Source organism: Variovorax soli NBRC 106424, from assembly GCF_001591385.1.
Classification (GTDB): domain Bacteria; phylum Pseudomonadota; class Gammaproteobacteria; order Burkholderiales; family Burkholderiaceae_C; genus Variovorax; species Variovorax soli.
Map to the genome: position 1 here is coordinate 16,906 of NZ_BCUU01000004.1, position 20,985 is coordinate 37,890.

The 20,985-nt window shown below is 69.4% G+C and carries 11 protein-coding genes; 10 read left to right on the forward strand and 1 reads right to left on the reverse strand.

Translation table 11 applies throughout. The features are described from left to right. The first annotated feature begins 7 nt into the window (after positions 1 to 7). Together VSO01S_RS02235 and VSO01S_RS02240 are read left to right on the forward strand one after the other, a co-directional pair. Positions 8 to 991: a Bug family tripartite tricarboxylate transporter substrate binding protein gene (locus tag VSO01S_RS02235; protein ID WP_068640170.1), complete on the forward strand. Its 984-nt coding sequence runs from the start codon at positions 8 to 10 to the stop codon at positions 989 to 991. Position 992: 1 nt separating this feature from the next. Next, positions 993 to 2,231, forward strand: a complete 1,239-nt coding sequence (locus VSO01S_RS02240) for a CaiB/BaiF CoA transferase family protein (RefSeq protein ID WP_068640171.1) — start codon at positions 993 to 995, stop codon at positions 2,229 to 2,231. A 17-nt stretch (positions 2,232 to 2,248) separates the two neighbouring features. Here the strand turns inward: VSO01S_RS02240 and VSO01S_RS02245 are convergent, their stop codons facing one another. Further along, positions 2,249 to 3,352, reverse strand: a complete 1,104-nt coding sequence (locus VSO01S_RS02245; RefSeq protein WP_068640172.1) for a class I SAM-dependent methyltransferase — start codon at positions 3,350 to 3,352, stop codon at positions 2,249 to 2,251. Between the two features lie 18 nt (positions 3,353 to 3,370). Between VSO01S_RS02245 and VSO01S_RS02250 the strand changes: the two genes are divergently transcribed. The 8 genes from VSO01S_RS02250 to VSO01S_RS02285 all read left to right on the forward strand — a co-directional run bounded on the left by VSO01S_RS02250 (position 3,371) and on the right by VSO01S_RS02285 (position 20,977). After that, positions 3,371 to 4,195: an SDR family oxidoreductase gene (locus VSO01S_RS02250; protein WP_068640173.1), complete on the forward strand. Its 825-nt coding sequence runs from the start codon at positions 3,371 to 3,373 to the stop codon at positions 4,193 to 4,195. Then, a complete protein-coding gene (locus tag VSO01S_RS02255) occupies positions 4,192 to 4,584 on the forward strand; it encodes a dihydroneopterin aldolase (RefSeq protein ID WP_068640174.1) in 393 nt (130 codons plus the stop codon). Before VSO01S_RS02250 ends, VSO01S_RS02255 begins: the two co-directional genes overlap by 4 nt. Positions 4,585 to 4,623: 39 nt before the next feature. Further along, on the forward strand, positions 4,624 to 5,550 hold the full coding sequence (gene ttcA, locus VSO01S_RS02260) for a tRNA 2-thiocytidine(32) synthetase TtcA (RefSeq protein WP_068640175.1): 927 nt from the start codon (positions 4,624 to 4,626) through the stop codon (positions 5,548 to 5,550). 37 nt (positions 5,551 to 5,587) lie between these two features. Beyond that, complete coding sequence (locus VSO01S_RS02265) at positions 5,588 to 6,304, forward strand: DUF4136 domain-containing protein (protein ID WP_068640176.1); 717 nt, start codon at positions 5,588 to 5,590, stop codon at positions 6,302 to 6,304. A 24-nt stretch (positions 6,305 to 6,328) separates the two neighbouring features. Further along, positions 6,329 to 6,973: a histidine phosphatase family protein gene (locus VSO01S_RS02270; RefSeq protein WP_068640177.1), complete on the forward strand. Its 645-nt coding sequence runs from the start codon at positions 6,329 to 6,331 to the stop codon at positions 6,971 to 6,973. Positions 6,974 to 7,087: 114 nt separating this feature from the next. After that, complete coding sequence (locus VSO01S_RS02275; protein ID WP_068640178.1) at positions 7,088 to 8,197, forward strand: hypothetical protein; 1,110 nt, start codon at positions 7,088 to 7,090, stop codon at positions 8,195 to 8,197. A gap of 439 nt (positions 8,198 to 8,636) precedes the next feature. After that, positions 8,637 to 15,959 carry a type I polyketide synthase gene (locus VSO01S_RS02280; RefSeq protein WP_068640179.1) on the forward strand — a complete coding sequence of 2,441 codons (7,323 nt, stop codon included), beginning with the start codon at positions 8,637 to 8,639 and terminating at the stop codon, positions 15,957 to 15,959. 38 nt (positions 15,960 to 15,997) lie between these two features. Continuing rightward, a complete protein-coding gene (locus VSO01S_RS02285) occupies positions 15,998 to 20,977 on the forward strand; it encodes a non-ribosomal peptide synthetase (RefSeq protein WP_084241633.1) in 4,980 nt (1,659 codons plus the stop codon). The last annotated feature ends 8 nt before the right edge of the window (positions 20,978 to 20,985 follow it).

Below are 20,985 nucleotides of genomic sequence, written 5' to 3' on the forward strand. Positions count from 1 at the left end.
TTCGCTCATGCAATCCACTTCCCACTCGCGCCTGCTTGCGGCTGGCGCCGCTGCGCTTGCAATGCTCGGCGCGGCGCCCACGCAGGCACAGGACGCCTTTCCCTCGCGTCCCATCACGCTGGTCGTGCCTTTCGGCGCCGGCAGCGGCACCGACATTGCCACCCGCATCCTGGCCAAGAGCATGTCCGAGCAACTCAAGGTGCCGGTGCTGGTGGACAACAAGGCCGGGGCCAACGGCGCCATCGGCGCCCAGGCGGCGGCGAAGGCCAAGGCCGACGGCTATACGCTGCTCATCGGCAGCGCGACCACCAACGCGGTCAACTTCGCCTTCTTCCCGGGCAAGCTTGGCTACGAAGCCTCGCAATTCCAGGGCGTGGCCGGACTGTCCTCGAGCCCGATCTCCCTTTACGTCGAGGCCGACTCCCCCTGGAAGAAGCTCCCCGACCTGGTGGCGGACGCCAAGCGCAACCCTGGCAAGCTCAGTTGCGGCAGCGGCAACGCCGTCACCCAGGTCGCCTGCGAAATCTTCCGCCTGCAGGCCGGCCTTCAGACCACCAACATCCCCTACAAGTCGAATCCGCAGTCGCTCACCGACGTGGTGGGCAAGCAGGTGAGCTACGCCTTCTCCGACCCGAGCGCTGCCCAGTCGTACGTCGAAGGCAAGCGGCTGCGCGCGCTGGCCGTTGCCTCCGCGGTGCGCAACCCGGCCAGGCCGGACGATGCAACCTTTCGCGAGCAAGGCATGAACGAGATCGAGTTCACCGCATGGGTGGCGGTGTTCGCGCCTACCGGCGTGCCGGCACCGGTGCTCGAACGCCTGAACGCCGTGGTGCGAAAGGCGGTCGATTCGCCCGAGATGGTGCAGACCCAGGCCAGAACCGGTGGCACCGTCATGCATTTCAATCTGCAGGAAACCCAGGCCTTCTACGGTCGCGAAGTCGCTCGCTGGGCGCGCTACATCAAGGACAGCGGTGTCAAACCGGAGCAGTGACGTGCAAGCCGACCGCGGACCGCTGGCGGGCCTGACCGTCATCGACTGGACACATGTGCTGGCCGGCCCCTTCGTGGGCTACCAGTTGGGCCTGCTGGGCGCCGACGTGATCCGTGTGGAACGGGCCGATGGCGACGACATGATTCGTGCCAAGGCCGCAGACCCCGCGCTGGCCCGCCTGGGCCTGGGCGAAGCCTTCATTGCCCAGAATGCGGGCAAGCGCAGCATTGCGCTGGACATGCGCGACGCCCGCTCGCGCCAGGCCATGGAAGCGCTGATTGCCAGGGCCGATGTCCTCTTGGAGAACTTCCGGCCCGGCAAGCTGGCCAAGCTCGGATTCGATCCGGCCCGGCTGATCGAGCGCCATCCAAAGCTGGTGGTCTGTTCCGTCACCGGTTTCGGCCAGAACTCGGACAAGCGGGCCTACGACCACGTCGTGCAAGCGGCCAGCGGACTGATGGCGGCCAATGCCGACGCCGATGGCCGGCCGCAGCGCATCGGCTTTCCGCTGGTGGACTATGCGGTGGGGCAGCAGGCCGCGATGGCGGTGCTGGCCGCGCTGCTGCGGCGCAGCCGCGCAGCCGAAGCGGGCGAGTCCCGCGCCCGCGGCGAGTGGGTTCAGGTGTCGATGATGGGCGCGGCGCTGACGCTGATGGCGCCGGCCTTTGCAGCGCCGCTGGTCAGCGGCATCGAGCCGCCCCGCAGCCGATCGACCGCCTTCTCCGGCAATCCGCTCTCGGGCACCTTCCCTGCAGGCGAGGGCTATCTGGCCATTGTCTGCAACGCAGCCAACCAGGGCGAGGCCCTGCTGCGCGCCTTGGCGCAAGCCGCCGCGGCGCCCGAGGAAGCAACGGCCCTGGCACAGGCAGCCCGGGCCGGCGAGGTGGAGCGTACACAGCAGATCCTGGGCTCGGTACTCTCGCGCAAGAGCGTGGGCGATTGGGTCGCGCTGCTCGATGCCGCCGGCGTGCCGGTGTCCGCGGCCCTGCCGCCGATCGAAGCTGTGCGCAGCGTGGCGCACGAGTGGCCCGACGTTTCGCTCGACCTGCCCGGCAAGACGCTGCAGACGAAGGTGCCAGGCATCGGCTTCAAGTCGACGGAAATGCTCACCACCCAGTTGCGAACGCCTCCGCGCCGCGGCCAGCAGACGCGGGAGGTCCTGGCCCAGGCCGGACTGGACGCGAGCAGCATCGAGGCCATGCTCCGCGAGGGCGCCGCCAGCGAGCCTTCGACAGACTGAGCGGGTTCCGGGCCCGCCTACAGCGTGTGCGTGCGGTCGCCTTCGCGAAAGCCCACGCTGTCCCAGGGCTGCACGCCCGCGACGAAGCCGATCACCTTGAACAGCTCGCCCATCTCGTGCTCGTGGATGAGCCGCGCCGCCATGGCGCGCTGCTGCACGCTCGCATGCTCCAGCCGGGCCACCAGCCCGCAGTTGATGAGAAAGCGCGCCTGGTTGCAGTAGCCCAGCACAGCCAGGCCCGCCTCCTGGCCCGCCAGGGCCACGCCGGTGAAGTCGACATGGGCCGTGATGTCCTTGGCGCCCACCTGCACCAGCGGGTTGCCGTCGGACCGGTGGCCCTGGTGGCACATCACGGTGCCCATGTGGCGTTGCGGGTGGTAGTACTCGGCTTCGGGAAAGCCGTAGTCGATGAGGAAGGCGGCGCCGCGCTCGAGCCGGTCCGCCAGCGTGGCGACAAAAGCCTGCGCCTGCGGGTGGATCTCGGTGAGGTAGTCGTGCACGCCCTGGATCTCCACCGGCGGGCGCAGTTCGGTGGGCTGGTCGGCATAGCGCAGCACGCCGTCAGGGCCCCGCACCACGCCGCGCTCGAACCACTGGCCGGCCACGCGTGCCAGCAGCTTCACCGGCATGGCGTCGAGCACCTCGTTGCCCACCACCACGCCCTGCATGGCCTCGGGCAGCTCGCTCAGCCAGCGCACCTTGTCGCCCCAGGCGCCAAGCGCCTGCTGCTGCCGCTCGCGCAGGGTGCCCGAGAGGTCGACGATGGTGTAGCGGTCGATGCGCTCGCCCAGCGATTCGAGAAGCTGCGTGGCCAGCGCGCCGGAGCCGGCGCCAAATTCCCACACCTCGCGCGTGCCGGTGTGTGCCAGCGCGTCTTCCACCGCCACGGCCAGGCTCTGGCCGAACAGCGGCGACAACTCGGGCGCGGTGACGAAATCGCTGCCCGATGAAGGCATCTGGCCGAACTTGGCCAAGGTGTTGGCGTAGTAGCCCAGACCCGGCGAATACAGCGCCAGCGCCATGAAGCGGTCGAAGGGCAGCCAGCCGCCGGCGCGCTGCAGCGCGGCGTCGATAATCCGGTCCAAGGGGTTGGCGCGCTCGGCGCCGGGCTCAATACTCATTGTTCGGGAATTATCCAGGTGACGCATTCCATTCGCAGGCAGGTGCTGGTGACAGGCGGCGGACGGCGCCTGGGCGCCGCCATCTGCGAGGCCTTTGCGCGCGCCGGCTGGACGGTGTGGTGCCACTACCGCGCCTCCAAGGCGCAGGCGCTGACGCTGAGCGAGACGCTGCGCGCGCAGGGCTGGGACGTGCAGGCCGTCGAGGCCGACATCACCCAGGAGGCGGGCCGCCAGGCGCTCATCGCACAAGTGACGGCGCTGGCGCCGCTGGACTGCGTGGTCAACAACGCCTCGGCCTTCGAGCCGGACACCGGCCTCGACTTCGACGTGGACGCCGCGCAGCGCCAGCTGGGCGTGAACCTGATCGCGCCGCTGTCCTTCGCGCGCCTGCTGGCGCGGCAGGCCGGTGCTGACGAGCAGGCCGACCGCTGCGCCATCCACATCCTGGACCAGAAGGTCTACAACCTGAACCCCGACTATTTTTCCTACACCGTCTCCAAGCTCGCCCTCGAGCGGGCCGTGGCGCTGCAGGCCCAGGCCCTGGGCCCGGGCGTGCGGGTGTGCGGCGTGGCGCCGGGCATCCTGTTCGAGAGCGGCCCGCAGACGGGCGACAACTTCCTGCGCGCCTCGCGCGCCAACCTGCTGCGCCGCCCCATCGACCCGGCCGACGTGGCCAGGAGCTGCGTGTTCCTGGCCGAGACGCGCAGCATCACCGGCACCACGCTGAGCGTGGACAACGGACAGCACCTGGTGCCCCTGCCGCGCGACATCATGTTCGTCGTGGACGAGCTGCTCCAGGCCGACAACAACAGCAACGCCGCTTCCTCCCCATCATCACCATGACCCACGCCGCCCTCGACCCCCTTCTTGCCACCTGCCGACGCGTGTTCCTGCGCGACTACGAGGTGTGGATCAACATCGGCGTGCACGAATTCGAAAAACGTGCCGAGCAGCGCGTGATCATCAATGTCGACCTGTACGTGCCGCTGGCGCTTTCCACGCCCAAGGCCGATGAGCTCGACGAGGTGGTGGACTACGACTTCATCCGCCGCACCGTGGCGGCGCGGCTGTCCAAGGGCCACATCCACCTGCAGGAAACGCTGTGCGACGACATCCTGACGCAGGTGCTGGCGCACCCGAAGGTGCAGGCCGCGCGGGTGTCCACGGCCAAGCCCGATGTGTACCCGGACTGCGACGCGGTGGGCGTCGAGGTGTTCCGCGCCAAGCCCTGAGGCGCCGCCCAGGAAAGGGCGCCCGAATAAAATCGCGGCATGAGTGCCGTTTGGATCGACGAAGCGCCCGCTGCGGCCGCCCCCCCTGCCAAGACCCTGAAGATCGAGCGCGAAACGCACAAGCTCGAGAAGCGCCTGTGCCGCCAGGTGGGCCAGGCCATCGTCGACTACAACATGATCGAAGAGGGCGACAAGGTCATGGTGTGCGTGTCCGGCGGCAAGGACAGCTACGGCCTGCTGGACATCCTGCTCAAGCTGCGCGCCCGCGCGCCCATCCACTTCGACATCGTCGCGGTCAACCTCGACCAGAAGCAGCCGGGCTTTCCGGAGGAGGTGCTGCCCACCTACCTCAGCAAACTGGGCGTGCCCTTCCACATCGAGGAGCAGGACACCTACGCCATCGTCAAGCGCGTGATTCCCGAGGGCAAGACCACCTGCGGCCTGTGCAGCCGGCTGCGCCGCGGCATCTTGTACCGCGTGGCTGACGAGCTGGGCGCCACCAAGGTCGCACTGGGCCACCACCGCGACGACATGCTGCAGACCTTCTTCCTCAACATGTTCTTCGCCGGCAAGCTCAAGAGCATGCCGCCCAAGCTGGTGAGCGACGACGGCAGGCACATCGTCATCCGCCCGCTGGCCTACACGGCCGAAAAGGACCTGGTGCGCTGGGCCCAGCACCGCGAATTTCCCATCATTCCCTGCACGCTGTGCGGCAGCCAGGAAAACCTGCAGCGCAAGCAGGTGGGCGAAATGCTGCGCGAATGGGAGCGCAAGCACCCCGGCCGCCTGGAGAACATGTTCAACGCCTTGCAGAACGTGACACCTTCGCACCTGCTGGACGGAACGCTGCACGACTTCAAGGGTCTGAAGGCCACGGGCGTGCCGGATGCCGACGGCGACCTGGCCTTCGACCCGCCGCAGTTTCCGGCGCCGGCGCAGGCCATGCGCATCGTGCCGCAGGGCTGATCGATCACATGGCGCGGCGCCCGCCTTGGGAGTCCACATGAGCAAGCGCAGTCTCTTCATCGGTTTCTTCTGGCCGCTGGCCCTGGCGGCCGCCCTCTCGGGCTGCGCCACCAGCTGGACGGTGGACAGCAACGTCACCAGCTTTTCGCGCCCGCCGGGTGCCACGGCGCCGGCCACCTACCGCTTCGAGCGCCTGCCCTCGCAGCAGGCGCAGGAGGCCAACCAGCTCGAACTCGAAGCCATGGCCGAGATGGCCATGGCGCGCGTGGGCCTCACCCGCGACGACGCGGCGCCGCGCTATGCGGCATCGATCAACGCGCGGGTGTCGGTCCAGGTCTCGCCGTGGGCCGACCCGTGGGTCTATCCAATGGGCTGGGGACCGGGCTGGGGGCCCGGCTGGGGGCCGTACGGCCGGCCTTACGGGCCCTACGGCTACCGCGGCTGGTATGGCGGCGGCTGGTACGGGCCGCCCTACAGCGCCTACTACAACCCCTGGTACCTGCGCGAGGTGAGCGTGGTGCTGCGCGAGCTGCCCGGCAACCAGGTGGTGTACGAAACGCGCGCCAGCAACGACGGGCCCTACAACGCCAACGGGCCGGTGTTCGCCGCCATGTTCCAGGCGGCGATGCAGGGCTACCCCAATCCGCCGGCCGGCCTGCGCCGGGTCGACGTGGTCATTCCGCCCAAGACCACCGAGACGGCCCAGGCGGCGCCCGCCGCCGTGCCCGCCGCGCCGGCCAAGGCCACGCCCTGAAGCGTAAAGCGGCCCGCCACCAGGATGGATGCCACCCGGATCATTGCCGTGCGCCATGGCGAAACCGCCTGGAACGTCGACACCCGCCTGCAGGGCCACCTGGACATCGAACTGAACGACCGCGGCCTGTGGCAGGCCCAGCGGGTGGCCGATGCGCTGGCGGACGAGCCCGTGGCCGCCGTCTATTCCAGCGACCTGGCGCGCGCCTGGCAGACGGCGCAGGCCATTGCGCAGCGCCACCATCTCGCCGTCCAGCCCGAACCCCGCCTGCGCGAGCGGGCCTTCGGCCATTTCGAAGGCCGCACCTTCCTCGACATCGAGCGCGAGCTGCCCGAGCAGGCCGAGCGCTGGCGCCGGCGCGACCCCGAATTCGCTCCGGCCGGCGGCGGCGAAAGCCTGCTGCAGTTTCGCGCCCGCGTCACGGCGGCGGTGGCGCACCTGGCGGGTCGGCACCCCGGCGAACTGCTGGTGCTGGTGGCGCACGGCGGCGTGATGGACCTGCTCTACCGCGCCGCCACCGGCCAGGAACTGCAGGCACCGCGCACCTGGCTGCTGGGCAACGCCCACATCAACAGGATGCTGTGGACCGGGCAAGGACTCACTTTGGTGGGCTGGGCCGACGACAGCCACCTGGACGACGGCGCCCTGGACGAAGCCGCGGCCGCCTAGCTGGCACCCTGCCGGGCCCGGCCATGTGGCAGATTCCGCGGACGCGGTCCGAAGCGGTACAAAGCTGCGTCACGAACATGCCACAGGCTTCGTGATCGAGCCACGAAAGCTTTCATGCCGAGATTCAATGACCGCTTCAACAATTTCTGCAAGACGTTCGGGCGACGTCGTCTCTGCGCCCTGGCCTGCCTGGCCCTGACGCTGGCACCCGTGCACGCGCTGGGTTCAACGCCGCTTCCGTCGCCCTCCAACGGCCCGCCCGCCGAGAGAATCTCGCTGGCAGCCATCGGCGACTCCAACAGCCTGTCCTACCAGGACCGTCTCTCCCATGCCCCGGAACACCGAGGCGGCGCCTACCGAGAGCGCACCCTGCAGTGGGGTGAGGTCATCGACCGGCTGCGCGGAGGGCAGATCGACCAAGGACCCTGGGAAGTCTCCGGCGTGTCCAACCCGCGCCTGCGGTGGATGGACATCCTGGGCATGCCCATCACACGCGCGCCGCGCAAGGAAGACTTCCGCTACAACTTCGCCAACAACGGCGCGGACTGCGAGCAATTGCTGGTCACGCGCAGACGCCAGATTCCGCGGCTCGTGAAGATGATGGACGAAGACCCGAAGCGGTGGCAGCGCGGCGTGGTGGTGATACGGATCGGATTGGCGAATCTGATTCCCCTCATGGACATCCAGGTCGCCACGCCCGGCGCGCCCGCCGTGCAGGCACGTGTGCAAAGCTGCATGGCGCGCTTTCGCGAGTCCGTGGCAATGATCCGCAGCAACCACCCGCAAACACACATCGTGCTGGTCGGCAGCTTCGATGAATCGAACGACCCGGGCAATCTCGACCATTGGCAGTCGGCGCGCGAGATCGGCAACATCGCGCTCATGTTCGACGCCTTCGACGCTGGCCTGCGCGCGATCGTCGCGCAAGACCCGAATGCCAGCTTCTTCGACGACCGTGCCTGGTTCCACAGAATGTGGGGATCGCGCGATGCCCAGGGTCGGCCGGCCTACAAAACCGTGGCCATCGGCCCCACCCTTCGCGTCACGAACACGATGGGCGACGAGCCCAGCCACGCCTTGCTGAGCGACGACCACGCCGGATTGGTCTGGAACGTGCTGTGGGCACAGGCGCTGGTGCGGCACCTGCACGATGTCGCGAAGATGCCCGTCACGCCCATCTCCGATGCCGAGGTCGAGCGGCTGGTGCGGTCGCTGACCGAATAAGGTCCAAACGCCTCGAAACCGCAACCCACCAAAAGCAATACTTTCTTGTAACAATCAAAGATCGATTGTTAGATTTTTGTATTCATATTGGGTCGGAATTGGCACAATTGGTTGCTGGAATCAGCGAACGGTGCATTTTTGTAACCGATCGAATTTCCGCCCCGTGTAAGTCAAACCTATGCCATTTGGGCAGCACGTTCGACCAATAGCGGCGGGGGACACCGGCAGGCACGATTCGAGCAGCCGCATGCATGTGCTGGGGGAGAGCTCGGATACATGGTGTTTCATGCCTGCGGTTGACGAAGGGGTCGATCATGAGTTGCACGTTTGAGGGCTGGAACGCACGTTTTGCACGTGCCGGGTCGGTTCGCCCGAACATTTCCTGCGCCGAGCGATGCGATGGCTGCAACCGGCCCCCTGTCGGGGAAGGGGCGCGGCCATGACGACGGACACCGGCTCCTCCACCGTCTGGGACCTGGCGCCGGCTGCCTCGGCGCATGCCGTGCCGGCCCTTCACCAGCATCCTGCGGCAGGACTTCAGGCGCTGACGGATTCGGCCACAGCCGGCGGCTGGCTGGCCGACGGCTGGCATGCCGCGGCCTGGGCCTGGCTGCAAAGCGCCTGGCTCGGCCAATGGCTTGTCACGTGGTTCGAACGCGGCGCGGACGGACAGTCCGTGATGGCGGCGAAGCTCTCGCCCGAGCCCGGCATGCCTGCCCGCGCCTGGGCCGCCCAGGTCGATGCGGCAAGGCGCCAGTTGCAGGCGGCGGCTGACCGCGCTGATCCAACCACCCCGTGCTGGCAGGCGGCCGGCGGCCCGTCCGCACCGGGTTCCACCTGCCTGGGGCTTTCGTCCGGCAACGGTCAGTTGTGGCTGAGCGATCTGCAGGGCCGTCTGGACACCGGCCTGGCCACCCGCTGGCTGGCCGCCATCGACGAGGTCGCTCGGGCCATGCATGCCAGCCCCGAGGCGGCGCTGTCGACCATCCCGACACTGGCTGCAGCCGACCGCCAGCGCCAATTCGAACAATTCAACGCGCCGCTGCCGGCGCTCGATGCCGCCCTCACCGTCCACGGCGTGTTCGCGCGCCGAGTGGCGCAGGACCCCGGCGCCACCGCCGTGATCGATGGCGCCACGCACTGGCGCCATGCGGACCTGGACCGGTACGCCCGGCGGGTGGCCGCAGGCCTTGTTGCCGAAGGCGTCCGTCCCGGCGAACGAGTCGGCCTGCTGATGGAACGCTCGTCGCCGGCCCTGGCCGCCATGCTCGGCGTGCTGCAGGCCGGCGCCTGCTACGTGCCGATCCAGCCGGACTATCCGGCCGAACGCATCGCCTTCATGCTGCGCGATGCGGGCATCCGCTGCCTGCTGGTTTCTGCACAGCAGGAAGAAGACCTCGGGGTGCCGGCCGAAGTCCGCACGCTCGTCGTCGAGCAGCTGCTGCAGCAACATGCCGGCGAAGCAGCCGCCGCCCTGCCGCAGGTCGACACGAATGCGCCGGCCTACGTCATGTACACCTCGGGCTCGACCGGGCAGCCCAAGGGAATCGAGATCTGCCATCGCTCGATCCTGCGCCTGGTGATCGCGCCCAACTTCGTGCAGCTGCAGCCCGGCGACCGCGTGCTGCATGCCGCGCCGCTGGGCTTCGATGCCGCCACGCTGGAAATCTGGGGCCCGCTGCTGAACGGCGGATGCTGCGTGGTGCACGACGAGAAAGTGCCCACCGGACCGGGCCTGGCCCGCACGATCGCCACGCACCAGGTGCGCACGGCCTGGCTCACCGCGGCCTTGTTCAACGCGGTGGTCGACGACGACCCGCTGCACCTGCACGGCCTGGAACAGTTGCTGGCCGGCGGCGAGGCCCTGTCGGTGCCGCATGTGCGCCGCGCGATGGCCGCGCTGCCCGGCACGCAGATCATCAACGGCTACGGCCCGACCGAGTGCACCACATTCGCCGCCACCTACCCGGTGCCGCGCGAGTTGCCGGCGGATGCCCATTCGGTGCCGATCGGCCGCCCGATCAATGCCACGGTGCTGCGCATCCTCGGACCCACGCAGGCGCTGCTGCCGGAAGGCATGGCCGGCGAGCTGTGCATCGGCGGCCACGGCCTGGCCAGCGGCTACCTGCACCGGCCCGAGCTGGACCGCGAACGCTTCATCGCCGACCCGTTCGGCGCGCCGGGCGAGCGCCTCTATCGCACCGGCGACCTCGCACGCTGGCTGCCGGACGGCGCGGTGGACTACCTGGGTCGCATGGACGACCAGGTCAAGATCCGCGGCCACCGCATCGAGCTGGGCGAAATCGAGACCTGCCTGATGGCGCACCCCGCCGTGCGCTCGGCCGCGGTGATCGCCAGGCCCGACGGCGCTGGCGAACTGCGCCTGGTCGCCTACCTGGTGGCGCAGCAGGAAGCGGTGCCGTGGCGCGTGCTGCGCGAGCACCTGGCGGCGCGGCTGCCCGAGCCCTTCCTGCCTGCGGCCATGGTGTGGCTGGCGCAGCTGCCCGTCACGAACAACGGCAAGCTGGACCGCCGCGCCCTGCCGGAACCGGCGCGCACGCGCCCCGACCTGGCCCAGGCCTTCGAGGAGGCGCGCAATGCCACGGAGGCGCGCGTGTGCGCCGCCTTCGCGCGCGCCCTCGGGCTCGAGCCCATCGGCCGGCTGGACAACTTCTTCGAGCTGGGCGGCGATTCGCTGCGCGTGCAGCGCGTGCTGGCCGATTTGCAGAAGGACAGCGCCACGCGCCTGTCGTCCAACCTGTTCTTCCGCCAGCCCACGCCGGCCGCGCTGGCGCAGGCCCTGGATGCCGCTGGCGCCGCATCTGCAAAGCCGCAAGCTGCATCCGCACCTGCGGCCGCCGCGCCTGCCCCAGGCGGCACGGAACCCATTGCCCTGATCGCCATGGCCGGCCGCTTCCCCGGCGCGGCGGATGTGGAAGGCTTCTGGGACATGCTGCTGGCCGGCCGCGACGGCATCACCGTGTTCGACGACAGCACGCTGGATGCCGGCGTGAGCGCCGCGCTGCGCGCCGACCCCGACTACGTGAAGGCGCGCGGCGTGATCGACGGCGTGGAGTACTTCGACGCCGCCTTCTTCGGCATCAACCCGAAGGAAGCGGAGCTGATGGATCCGCAGCAGCGCCTGTTCCTCGAGATCTGCTGGGAATGCCTGGAGCGCGGCGGCTATGCGCCCGACCGCTGCGAGCAGCCGGTGGGCGTGTACGCCGGCATGTACAACGCCACCTACTTCCAGCGCCACCTCGCCACCCGGCCCGACCTGGTCGACGCGGTAGGTGCCTTCCAGGTGATGCTGGGCAACGAGAAGGACTACATCACCACCCGCGTGGCGCACCGCCTGAACCTGCGCGGGCCGGCGGTGAGCATCCACACCGCCTGCTCCACCTCGCTGGTGGCGGTGCACCAGGCCATGCGCGCGCTGCGCGGCGGCGAATGCAGCATGGCGCTGGCCGGCGGCGTGGCCGTCACCTGCCCGCCGCGCAGCGGCTACCTCTACCAGGAAGGCTCGATGCTCTCGCCCGACGGGCGCACGCGCAGCTTCGACGCGAAGGCGCGCGGCACCGTGTTCAGCGACGGCGCGGCCGTGGTGCTGCTCAAGCGCCTGTCCGACGCGCTGGCCGACGGCGACCCGGTGTATGCCGTGCTGCGCGGCAGCGCGGCCAACAACGACGGCGGCAGCAAGGCCAGCTTCACCGCGCCCAGCGTGGACGGCCAGGTGCGCGTGGTCGAGGCGGCACTGGCCGACGCGAAGGTGGATGCGCGCAGCATCGGCTATGTCGAAACGCACGGCACCGCCACGCCCATGGGCGATCCGGTGGAGGTCGAGGCGCTGACGCAGGCCTATCGGCATCACACGCAGGACACGGGCTTCTGCCGCATCGGTTCGGCCAAGAGCAACGTGGGCCACACGGTGATGGCGGCCGGCGCCACCGGCCTGATCAAAACGGCGCTGTCGCTGCACACCGAGCAGCTGCCGCCTTCGCTGCACTACGAGTCGCCCAACCCGGCCATCGACTTCGATGCCACGCCCTTCCGCGTGCATGACCGCCTGGCGCGCTGGCCGCGCAGCGCCGGGCAGCCGCGCCGCGCGGGCGTGAGCGCCTTCGGCGTGGGCGGCACCAATGCGCATGTGATCGTCGAAGAAGCACCGCTGCGCGCGCCTTCCGACGCGGGCGAAGGCCCGCAGCTGCTGCAGCTTTCCGCACGCACGCCCGCCGCGCTGGCAGCGGCCTGCGAGCGGCTTGCCAGCCACCTCGAGGCGACTCCGGCCCTCTCGCTGGCCGACGTGGCCCACACCCTGCGCGTGGGCCGAACGCCCTTCGCGCAGCGCGCCTGCGTGGTGGCCGGCACGGTGGCCGACGCGGTGCAGGCGCTGCGCAGCAGCGATTCGCCGGCACGCGCCAGTGGCGCCATCGGATCGCGCGTGCCGCAACCCGTCTTCATGTTCCCCGGCCAGGGCGCGCAGTACGCCGGCATGGGACAGGCCCTTTATGCCAGTGGCCGCGCACACCGTGCGGCGTTCGATGAGTGCCTGCAAAGCTTCGAGGGGCTGCTGCCCTTCGACCTGCGCGAGCGCATGTTCTCGCCCGACCCCGCGGCCCTGGCGCCAACTTCCGTCACCCAGCCTGCGACCTTCACGCTCGAATACGTGCTGGGCATGCACCTGCTGTCGCTGGGCGTGCAGCCGGCCGCGCTGGTGGGCCACAGCATCGGCGAATTCGCCGCCGCGGTGCTGGCCGGCGTGATGAGCCTGCGCGATGCGGCGCGCCTGGTGGCACAGCGCGGCGCGCTGATGCAGGCGCAGCCGGCCGGGATCATGCTGTCGGTGCGTCTGCCGGCCGACCAGCTGCTGCCGCGCCTGCCGGCCACCGTCTCGCTGGCCGCCGAGAACGGCCCCGGCGCCTGCGTCGCTGCCGGCCCCGCGGAAGAGATCGAGCGGCTGCGCGCTGCGCTGGAGGCCGACGGCGTGGTGGCCCGGACGCTGCAGACCTCGCATGCCTTCCACTCCGCCATGATGGAACCCGCCATGGCACCGTTCGAGGCGCTGGTGCGCGAGGTGGAACTGAAGGCGCCGCAGCGCCCGGTGTATTCCACGCTCACCGGCCGACTGCTCACGCCGCAGGAAGCCACCGACCCGCACTACTGGGCGCGCCACCTGCGCGAAACCGTGCGCTTTTCGCCCGCCGTGCGCGAGATCCTGAGTGCGCTCGCCAACCCGCTGTTCATCGAACTCGGCCCGCGCAACACGCTGGCCACGCTGGTGCGCCAGCACGGCTCGAAGGCGCAGCCGGCCAATGCCGTTGCCGTGCTCGCCGACAAACCCGAGGAAGAAGAGCGCGCCTTGCGCCTGGCCGCCGGGCGCCTCTGGACCCTGGGCGCCGAGATCGACCTGGCCGCGCTGGATGCGCGCGCCACCAAGCACCGCGTGCGCCTGCCCACCTATCCCTTCGAGCGCAAGCGCTTCTGGGTGGACATCGCCCCCACCGCCTCCACCAGCGAGCCGCCCGCCGTTGCCGCCGCAACCGCGGCGATGGCATTCCCAACCGCCGCAATCAGCGCGACCCCACCGACCCCCGCCATCCCGGAGCCATCCATGACTGCCGCCGTTTCGACCGACCGCCGCCCCGCCCTCGCCCAACGCCTACGCACCCTGTTCGAAGACATCTCGGGCATCGAGCTGGGCGACGCCGAAGGCGGCACGCCCTTCGTCGAAATGGGCCTGGACTCGCTCACGCTGACGCAGGCTGCGCTGCAGGTGAAGAAGAACTTCAAGGTCAACCTCAGCTTCCGCCAGTTGATGGAAAGCTATCGCAGCTTCGACGCGCTGGCCGCCTTCGTCGACGACAACACGCCGCCCGACCCGGCCAGCGCCGCACCCGTGGTGCAGCCGGCCGCTCCGGCGGCAGCCGTGCAGGTGCCGGTGCCGGCGCCGGCCGTTGCAGCTGCCGCGCCCATGGCCACCTTCGCGGCCATGCCCGCAGCCGAAGGCACGCTGGTGCAGCAGGTGATCGCGCAGCAGATGCAGCTCATGCAGCAGCAGCTGGCCTTGCTCTCGGGCGGCGGCATGGCCGTGGCGCAGGCAGCCGTTCCCGCCGTGCAGGCGGCGCAGCCTGCCGCACAGCCCAGCGCGCAGCCCGCACCTGCTGCTGCCACGCCGCAAGCGACGCCAGCCGCGGCGGAGGAAGGCCAGGGCCCCGTCAAGTACGACGTGAAGAAGGCCTTCGGCGCGATCGCCCGCATCCACACGCAGAACAAGGACATCAGCGAGCGGCAGAAGGCGCGGCTGGCCGCCTTCACGCGCCGCTACACGGAGCGCACGCGCAAGAGCAAGGAGTTCACCGCCGCCAACCGCCCGCACATGGCCGACCCGCGCGTGGTCAACGGCTTCCGGCCCATCACCAAGGAGATCACCTACCAGATCGTGATGGAGCGCACCAAGGGTTCGCACATGTGGGACCTGGACGGCAACGAGTACGTCGACGTGCTCAACGGCTTCGGCATGAACCTGTTCGGCTGGCAGCCGGACTTCGTGCAGGAGGCGGTGCGCCGGCAGCTCGACCTGGGCTATGAGATCGGCCCGCAGCACCCGCTGGCGGCCGAGGTCACGCGGCTGATCTGCGAGCTCACCGGCTTCGACCGCGCCGCCCTGTGCAACACCGGCTCGGAATCGGTGATGGCGGCCGTGCGCATCGCCCGCACCGTCACCGGCCGCAACACGGTGGTGCTGTTCACCGGCTCCTATCACGGCACCTTCGACGAGGTGCTGGTGCGCGCGGGGCGCAATGCCAAGGGCATGCCGGCGGCGCCCGGCATCATGAGCGGCATGTTCGGCGACGTGCGCGTGCTGGAGTACGGCACGCCCGAATCGCTGCAGTTCATCCGTGACAACGCCGACGACCTGGCGGCCGTGCTGGTCGAGGTGGTGCAAAGCCGCCGCCCCGACTTCCAGCCGCGCGAGTGGGTGCGCGAGGTGCGCGCCATCACCGAGAAGTCCGGCACCTGCCTGATCTTCGACGAGGTGATCACGGGCTTCCGCTCGCACCTGCGCGGCATCCAGGCCATCTTCGACGTGCGCGCCGACCTGGCCTGCTACGGCAAGGTGATCGGCGGCGGCTTCCCGGTGGGCGTGATCGCCGGCAAGCGCGAGTACATGGACGCGCTGGATGGCGGCGCCTGGCAGTACGGCGACGACTCGGTGCCCACCGTGGGCGTGACCTACTTCGCCGGCACCTTCGTGCGGCATCCGCTGGCGCTGGCGGCCTGCAAGGCCTCGCTGGAGCACCTCAAGGCCAGCGGCGAAGCCCTGCAGACGCAGTTGAACCTGCACACCGCGGCCATGGCCGACGAGCTCACGGCCTTCTGCCGCGAGGTGGGTGCGCCCATCGAGATCCGCTACTTCGCCTCGCTGTGGCGCGTGAGCTGGCTGGAAGACCATCCGCTGCAGGACCTGCTGTTCGCCATGATGCGCAGCCGCGGCGTGCACATCCTGGACAACTTCCCCTGCTTCATGACCACCGCGCATACGCACGAGGACATCGCACTGATCAAGCAGGCCTTCAAGGAGTCGGTCGCCGAGCTGCAGGAGGCGGAGTTTCTGCCGCGCCTGGCACGCAACGACGCAGCTGTGTTCGACAGCAGCAAGCCACCGGTGCCGGGCGCGCGCCTGGGGCGCGATGCCAACGGCAAGGCAGCCTGGTTCGTGCCGAACCCGGCGCAGCCCGGCAAGTACATGCTGGTGCGGTGAAGCTCGCCGCCCGCCCCCGCCCACGTGAAGAGCAACCCATGAACACTATGACCCTGCCTCCGCTGACCGACACCGAATCCGTCGACTACGACCCCTTCGGCGCCAACGAGGTCCAGCGGGTCGTGCCGACCACCGAAGCCCAGCGCGAAATCTGGCTGGCAGATCGCCTGTCGCCCGAGGCTTCGCTGGCCTACAACGAGTCGATTTCGCTGTTTCTGGATGGCCCCTTGAACGTCGGCGCGCTGGAGCTCGCACTGCAGCTCATGGTCGACCGGCATGAAGCACTGCGCTCCAGCATCGGCCCGGAAGGCACCGAACTCTATGTGGCCAGTCAGGTGACAGTGCCGCTGCAGCACATCGACCTCTCGGGCCTGGACGCGGCGGCGCGCGAAAGTGGCGTTCAGGCGCAGCGCGACGATGCCGTCATGTGCCCCTTCGACCTGGGCAGTGACGTGCTGATCCGCGCCACGCTGGTCAAGCTGGGACCGCAAAGCCACGAACTCATCCTGGCAACCCATCACATCGTGTGCGACGGATGGTCGTTCGGAGTGATTGCCAGTGAACTGATGCAGTTCTACAGAAGCGGACCCGCCGCCGACCTGCCACCTGCACCGGGCTTTGCCGACTATGCCTTCGCCCTGGCCCAGCCCGGGGCGCTTCGCGAGCAGGCGCAGGACGAGGCTTACTGGATCGCCAAGTACGACCGCTCGGTGCCGACCATCGACCTGCCGACCGACCGCGCACGCGCTGCCGTGCGCACTTTCGCGTCGCGCCGCGAGGACGTGGTGTTCGGCGCGCAAAGGCTCGAGCGCGTCCGGCGCTTCGGCTCCAGCCAGGGGGCGACCCTGTTCGCGACGCTGCTGGGCGTGTTCGCCGGCCTGATCGGGCGGCTGGGCGGTCACAGCGACCTGGCGCTGGGCATTCCGGTGGCGGGCCAGCTGGCCGAGGGCCAGGAGGGCTTGGTGGGCCACTGCGTCAACCTGCTTCCGGTCCGCCTGGCGGTGGACATGGACGAAGACGCCGGCGCACTGGTACGCAATGCCAGCACCGCCCTGCTCGACGGCCTGGAGCATTCGAAGATGACCTTCGGCAGCCTGCTGGCGCGCCTGCAGATCGCCCGCGATCCGAGCCGCGTGCCGCTGGTGCCGGTGATGTTCAACGTCGAAGCCGGCATTGCGACGCCCGAGATGTCGGATGCCGACCTCAAGGTGCGGGTGCACGCCAACCCCCGCCGCTTCGAGAACTCCGAGATCTTCCTGAACATCGTGCAGGTGGATGGCACGCTGGTGCTGGAGTGCCAATACAACAGCGACCTGTTCGGCGCCTCCACGATCCGGCGCTGGCTGGATCTGTATTGCGAGGCGCTGGACCGCTGCGCAGCCGATCCGGCGATCAGCGCCGCTGCCGCCTTCGCCCCGACCGCCCAGGAAGAGGCGATGCTGGCCGCCTTCAACAGCGCCCGGGCCGAGTTCGACGCCAATGCGCGCATCGAAACCCTGTTCGACGCGCAGGCCGACCGCGCGCCACAGGCCGTGGCCCTGAGCTGCGGCGGCCGTCAGATGTCCTACGGCGAACTGCAGCAGCGTGCCAACGCACTGGCTTTGCAGCTTCGCGAACGCGGTGCGGGCGCAGGCGACCTGGTCGGCCTGTGCTGCGACCGCAGCGAACACATGATCGTGGCGCTCTACGGCATCCTGAAGTCGGGCGCCGGCTTCGTGCCGCTGGACCCGACCTTCCCGATGGAGCGCCTGGCATTCATGGCCGAGGATGCCGGCCTGCGCCACATCGTGGGCGACGACAGCACGCTCGAGCGCTGGCAGGCCACGGGGCGCGCGACCATCCATGCGGCGCAGGTCACGCCAAGTGCCGAGGCGCCGCCGCCAGCCGGCCGCGCCGACAACGTGGCCTACGTCATCTACACCTCGGGCTCCACCGGCCGCCCCAAGGGCGTGAAGGTGCCGCACCACACGGTGCAGAGCCTGCTGGCCGGTCTGCGCACGATGCCAGGCGTGCAGCCGCACCACGTGATGCTGGCCGTCACCACGCTGTCCTTCGACCTCTCGGTGTTCGAGGACATCCTGCCGTTGACGCTGGGTGCGCGCATCGTCATTGCCGATCGGCCGACCACCAAGGACGGCGACAAGTTGCGCGAGTTGATCGAGCGCGAACAGATCACTTGCATGGGCGCCACGCCATCCACCTGGCGACTGCTGCTGGCCGCCGGCTGGCAGGGCCGAAGCGACATGCTGGCGGTGTGCTGCGGCGAGCCGTTGCCGCCGGAGCTGGGCCGGGAGCTTCTGCCACGCGTGGGCAGCCTGTGGAACGGCTACGGGCCGACCGAGACCACCGTGTTCTCCAATTTCCATCGGCTCGAGGAGCCGATCCCGCCCCTGGTGCCCATCGGCAAGCCGGTGGCCAATGCGCAAGTGCACATTCTGGACGCCAGGCAGCGCCCCCTGCCGATCGGTGTGATGGGCGAAATCTTCATTTCCGGCGCCGGCGTCACGCAGGGATATCTGAACCGGCCGGAACTGACGGCCGAACGCTTTCTTCCCGCGCCCACCGCCGACGACCCGCAGCGGCGCTGGTACCGCAGCGGCGACCTGGGCCGCTGGCGCGCCGATGGCCTGGTGGAATGCAAGGGCCGCACGGACCAGCAGATCAAGATCCGCGGCTATCGCATCGAGCTGGGCGAGATCGAGGCCAACCTGGCCACCCACCCGGACCTGGAGCGGGTGGTGGTGATCACCCGCGAAGACCAGCCGGGCGACGTGCGCATCGTCGCCTACGTGGTGCCGCGCGGCACCATGCCCGATGTGTCCGAGCTGCGCGCCCACCTGGGCCGCATGCTGCCCGGCTACATGATTCCGCAGCACTTCGTGCCGCTCGCGTCGCTGCCCCTGTTCGCCAGCGGCAAGTTCGACCGCCAGTCGCTGCCCGCGCCGGAAGCCGGCCAGGCCGCCAAGCGCACCGCCCAGCGCGTCGCGCCCCGCAATGAGGACGAACGCGTCGCGCTGCGGATGATGGAGGATGTGCTGAACCTGCCCGGCCTGAGTGTCGACGACGATTTCTTCGCGCATGGCGGGCATTCGCTGCTGGCGGCGCGGCTGACGGCACGGCTGAACCGCGAGTTGAATCTGCAGCTGCCCTTCCGCACCTTGTTCGAAGCGCCCACCGCCGAGAAGCTGGCCCGTGCGCTCGCGGCTGCACGCACGTCCAACGCGCCGCGGCGAGATCCACTGGTGCGCCAGGAAGGCCGGCGCCACGCGCCGATGACGCCGATGCAGGAACGCATCCGTTTCATGGAGCAGCTGCATCCCGGCCGGCCTGTCTACAACGCGCCCTCTGGCCATCGCTTCACCGGACCGTTCGACGTCGACAAGTTCCGCGCCGCATTCAGCGAAATCGTGCGCCGGCAACCGACGCTGCGCACCTACATGGACATTGACGCCGATGGCATCGGCATCCAGTCCATCGCCGAAACGGTGGACTTCGACATGCCGCTGCATGACCTGAGCGGCCTGCCTGCCCAGGAGCGCGAAGCCCGCCTGCTGGAAGAGATGCAGCGCGTGGCCGATTCGTCCATGGACGTCCACCAGGCGCCGCTGTTCCGTGTGGCACTTTTCAAGGTCAGCAACGAGGAGCATGCCTTTGCCTTCGTGCCGCACCACCTGATCTGGGACGGCTGGTCCTTCGACCTGTTGCAGATGGAACTGGCGGCCATCTACGGCGCCCTGCTGCGCGGCGAGCCCCACAAGCTGCCGCCGCTCGCCGTGACCTACGGCGACTACGCGCAGTGGTATGCCCGATGGCTTGCGCAAGACGAGGCGCAAGGCCAGCTGCGTTTCTGGAAGAAGCGATTCGAACAGGCGCCCGTGCCTGTGGCCGCGCAGACCGACAGGCCCCGCGGCATCGGTGTGAGCGGAGAAGGCCGTCCGCACTGGATCCGCATCGAGCGCGACACCGCGCAGCAGCTGCGCGCCCTGGCGCGGCAGCACGACGCGACGCTCAACATGCTGGCGATGGCCGTCTACAGCCTGATGATGGCCCGGGCGATCGACACCGACGAGGTCGTCATTGCCGTGCCGGTGCGCGGGCGCGAGGCGCCCGAACTGGAAAGCGTGATGGGCTTCTTCACCAACCTGCTGCTGGTGCAGTTGCATGCGGACGGCTCGCTGCCGTTCTTCGATTACCTGCGCTACGTCAAGGACGAACTGATGGCGGTCACCAGCCACCAGCAGATCCCGTTCGAGCGCGTCAGCGCAGAACCCGAGGTCAGCGCCCGCAACCAGGGCGCGGGCCTGTACCACGCGCTGTTCTCGTTCCAGGACGCGCGCGAACGTCCCAGCGACTTCAGCGCCGGCCTCAGGCATCAGCAGATCCACCTGCGCCAGCGCGGCGCCACCGACGACCTGGGGCTGTGGCTGATGGACAAGCCGCATGGCATCGAAGGCGCGATCATCTACAACGCCGACATCTACCTGCCCGAGACCGGCGAGGCCTTTCGCACCCGCTTCCTCGAGTTGCTGCACAAGCTGGCGCAGATGCCGCAGGCCACGGTGGCCGAGCTTTCCGATCCTGCCGGCTCCGCGGCCGCGCAGGTGCTCAGCCGCCTGAAGGGCGACAGCAGCGGCACGCCGGCCCGGACCCAGCAAGCCCGCGCAGCGGCGCAGCGCGCGGCCGGCGACGAAGTGCTGCTCATGCCCGAGCAGGCGCAACTGGCGCAGATCTGGGCCAGCGTGCTGAGCATCGATGTGAACGACATCCACCCCACCGACAACTTCTTCGATCTGGGCGGCGATTCGCTGCTGGCGATGCGCGCAGTCCAGCAGGCCGAACAGGCGCTGGGCTTTCGCGTGGAGGCGCGGCGCTACGTGTTCGAAAGCCTGGCGCAGTTGTCGTCCGGTGTCGGGATGCTGGCGGGCAAGGCGGCCGCCGCGCAGCCATCGGCCGACGCCGAAGCTGGCCGGCGCGGCCTGTTCGGCCGGGTGATTTCCGCAGCGCTGGGCCGCAAGTAGCCCCCGCC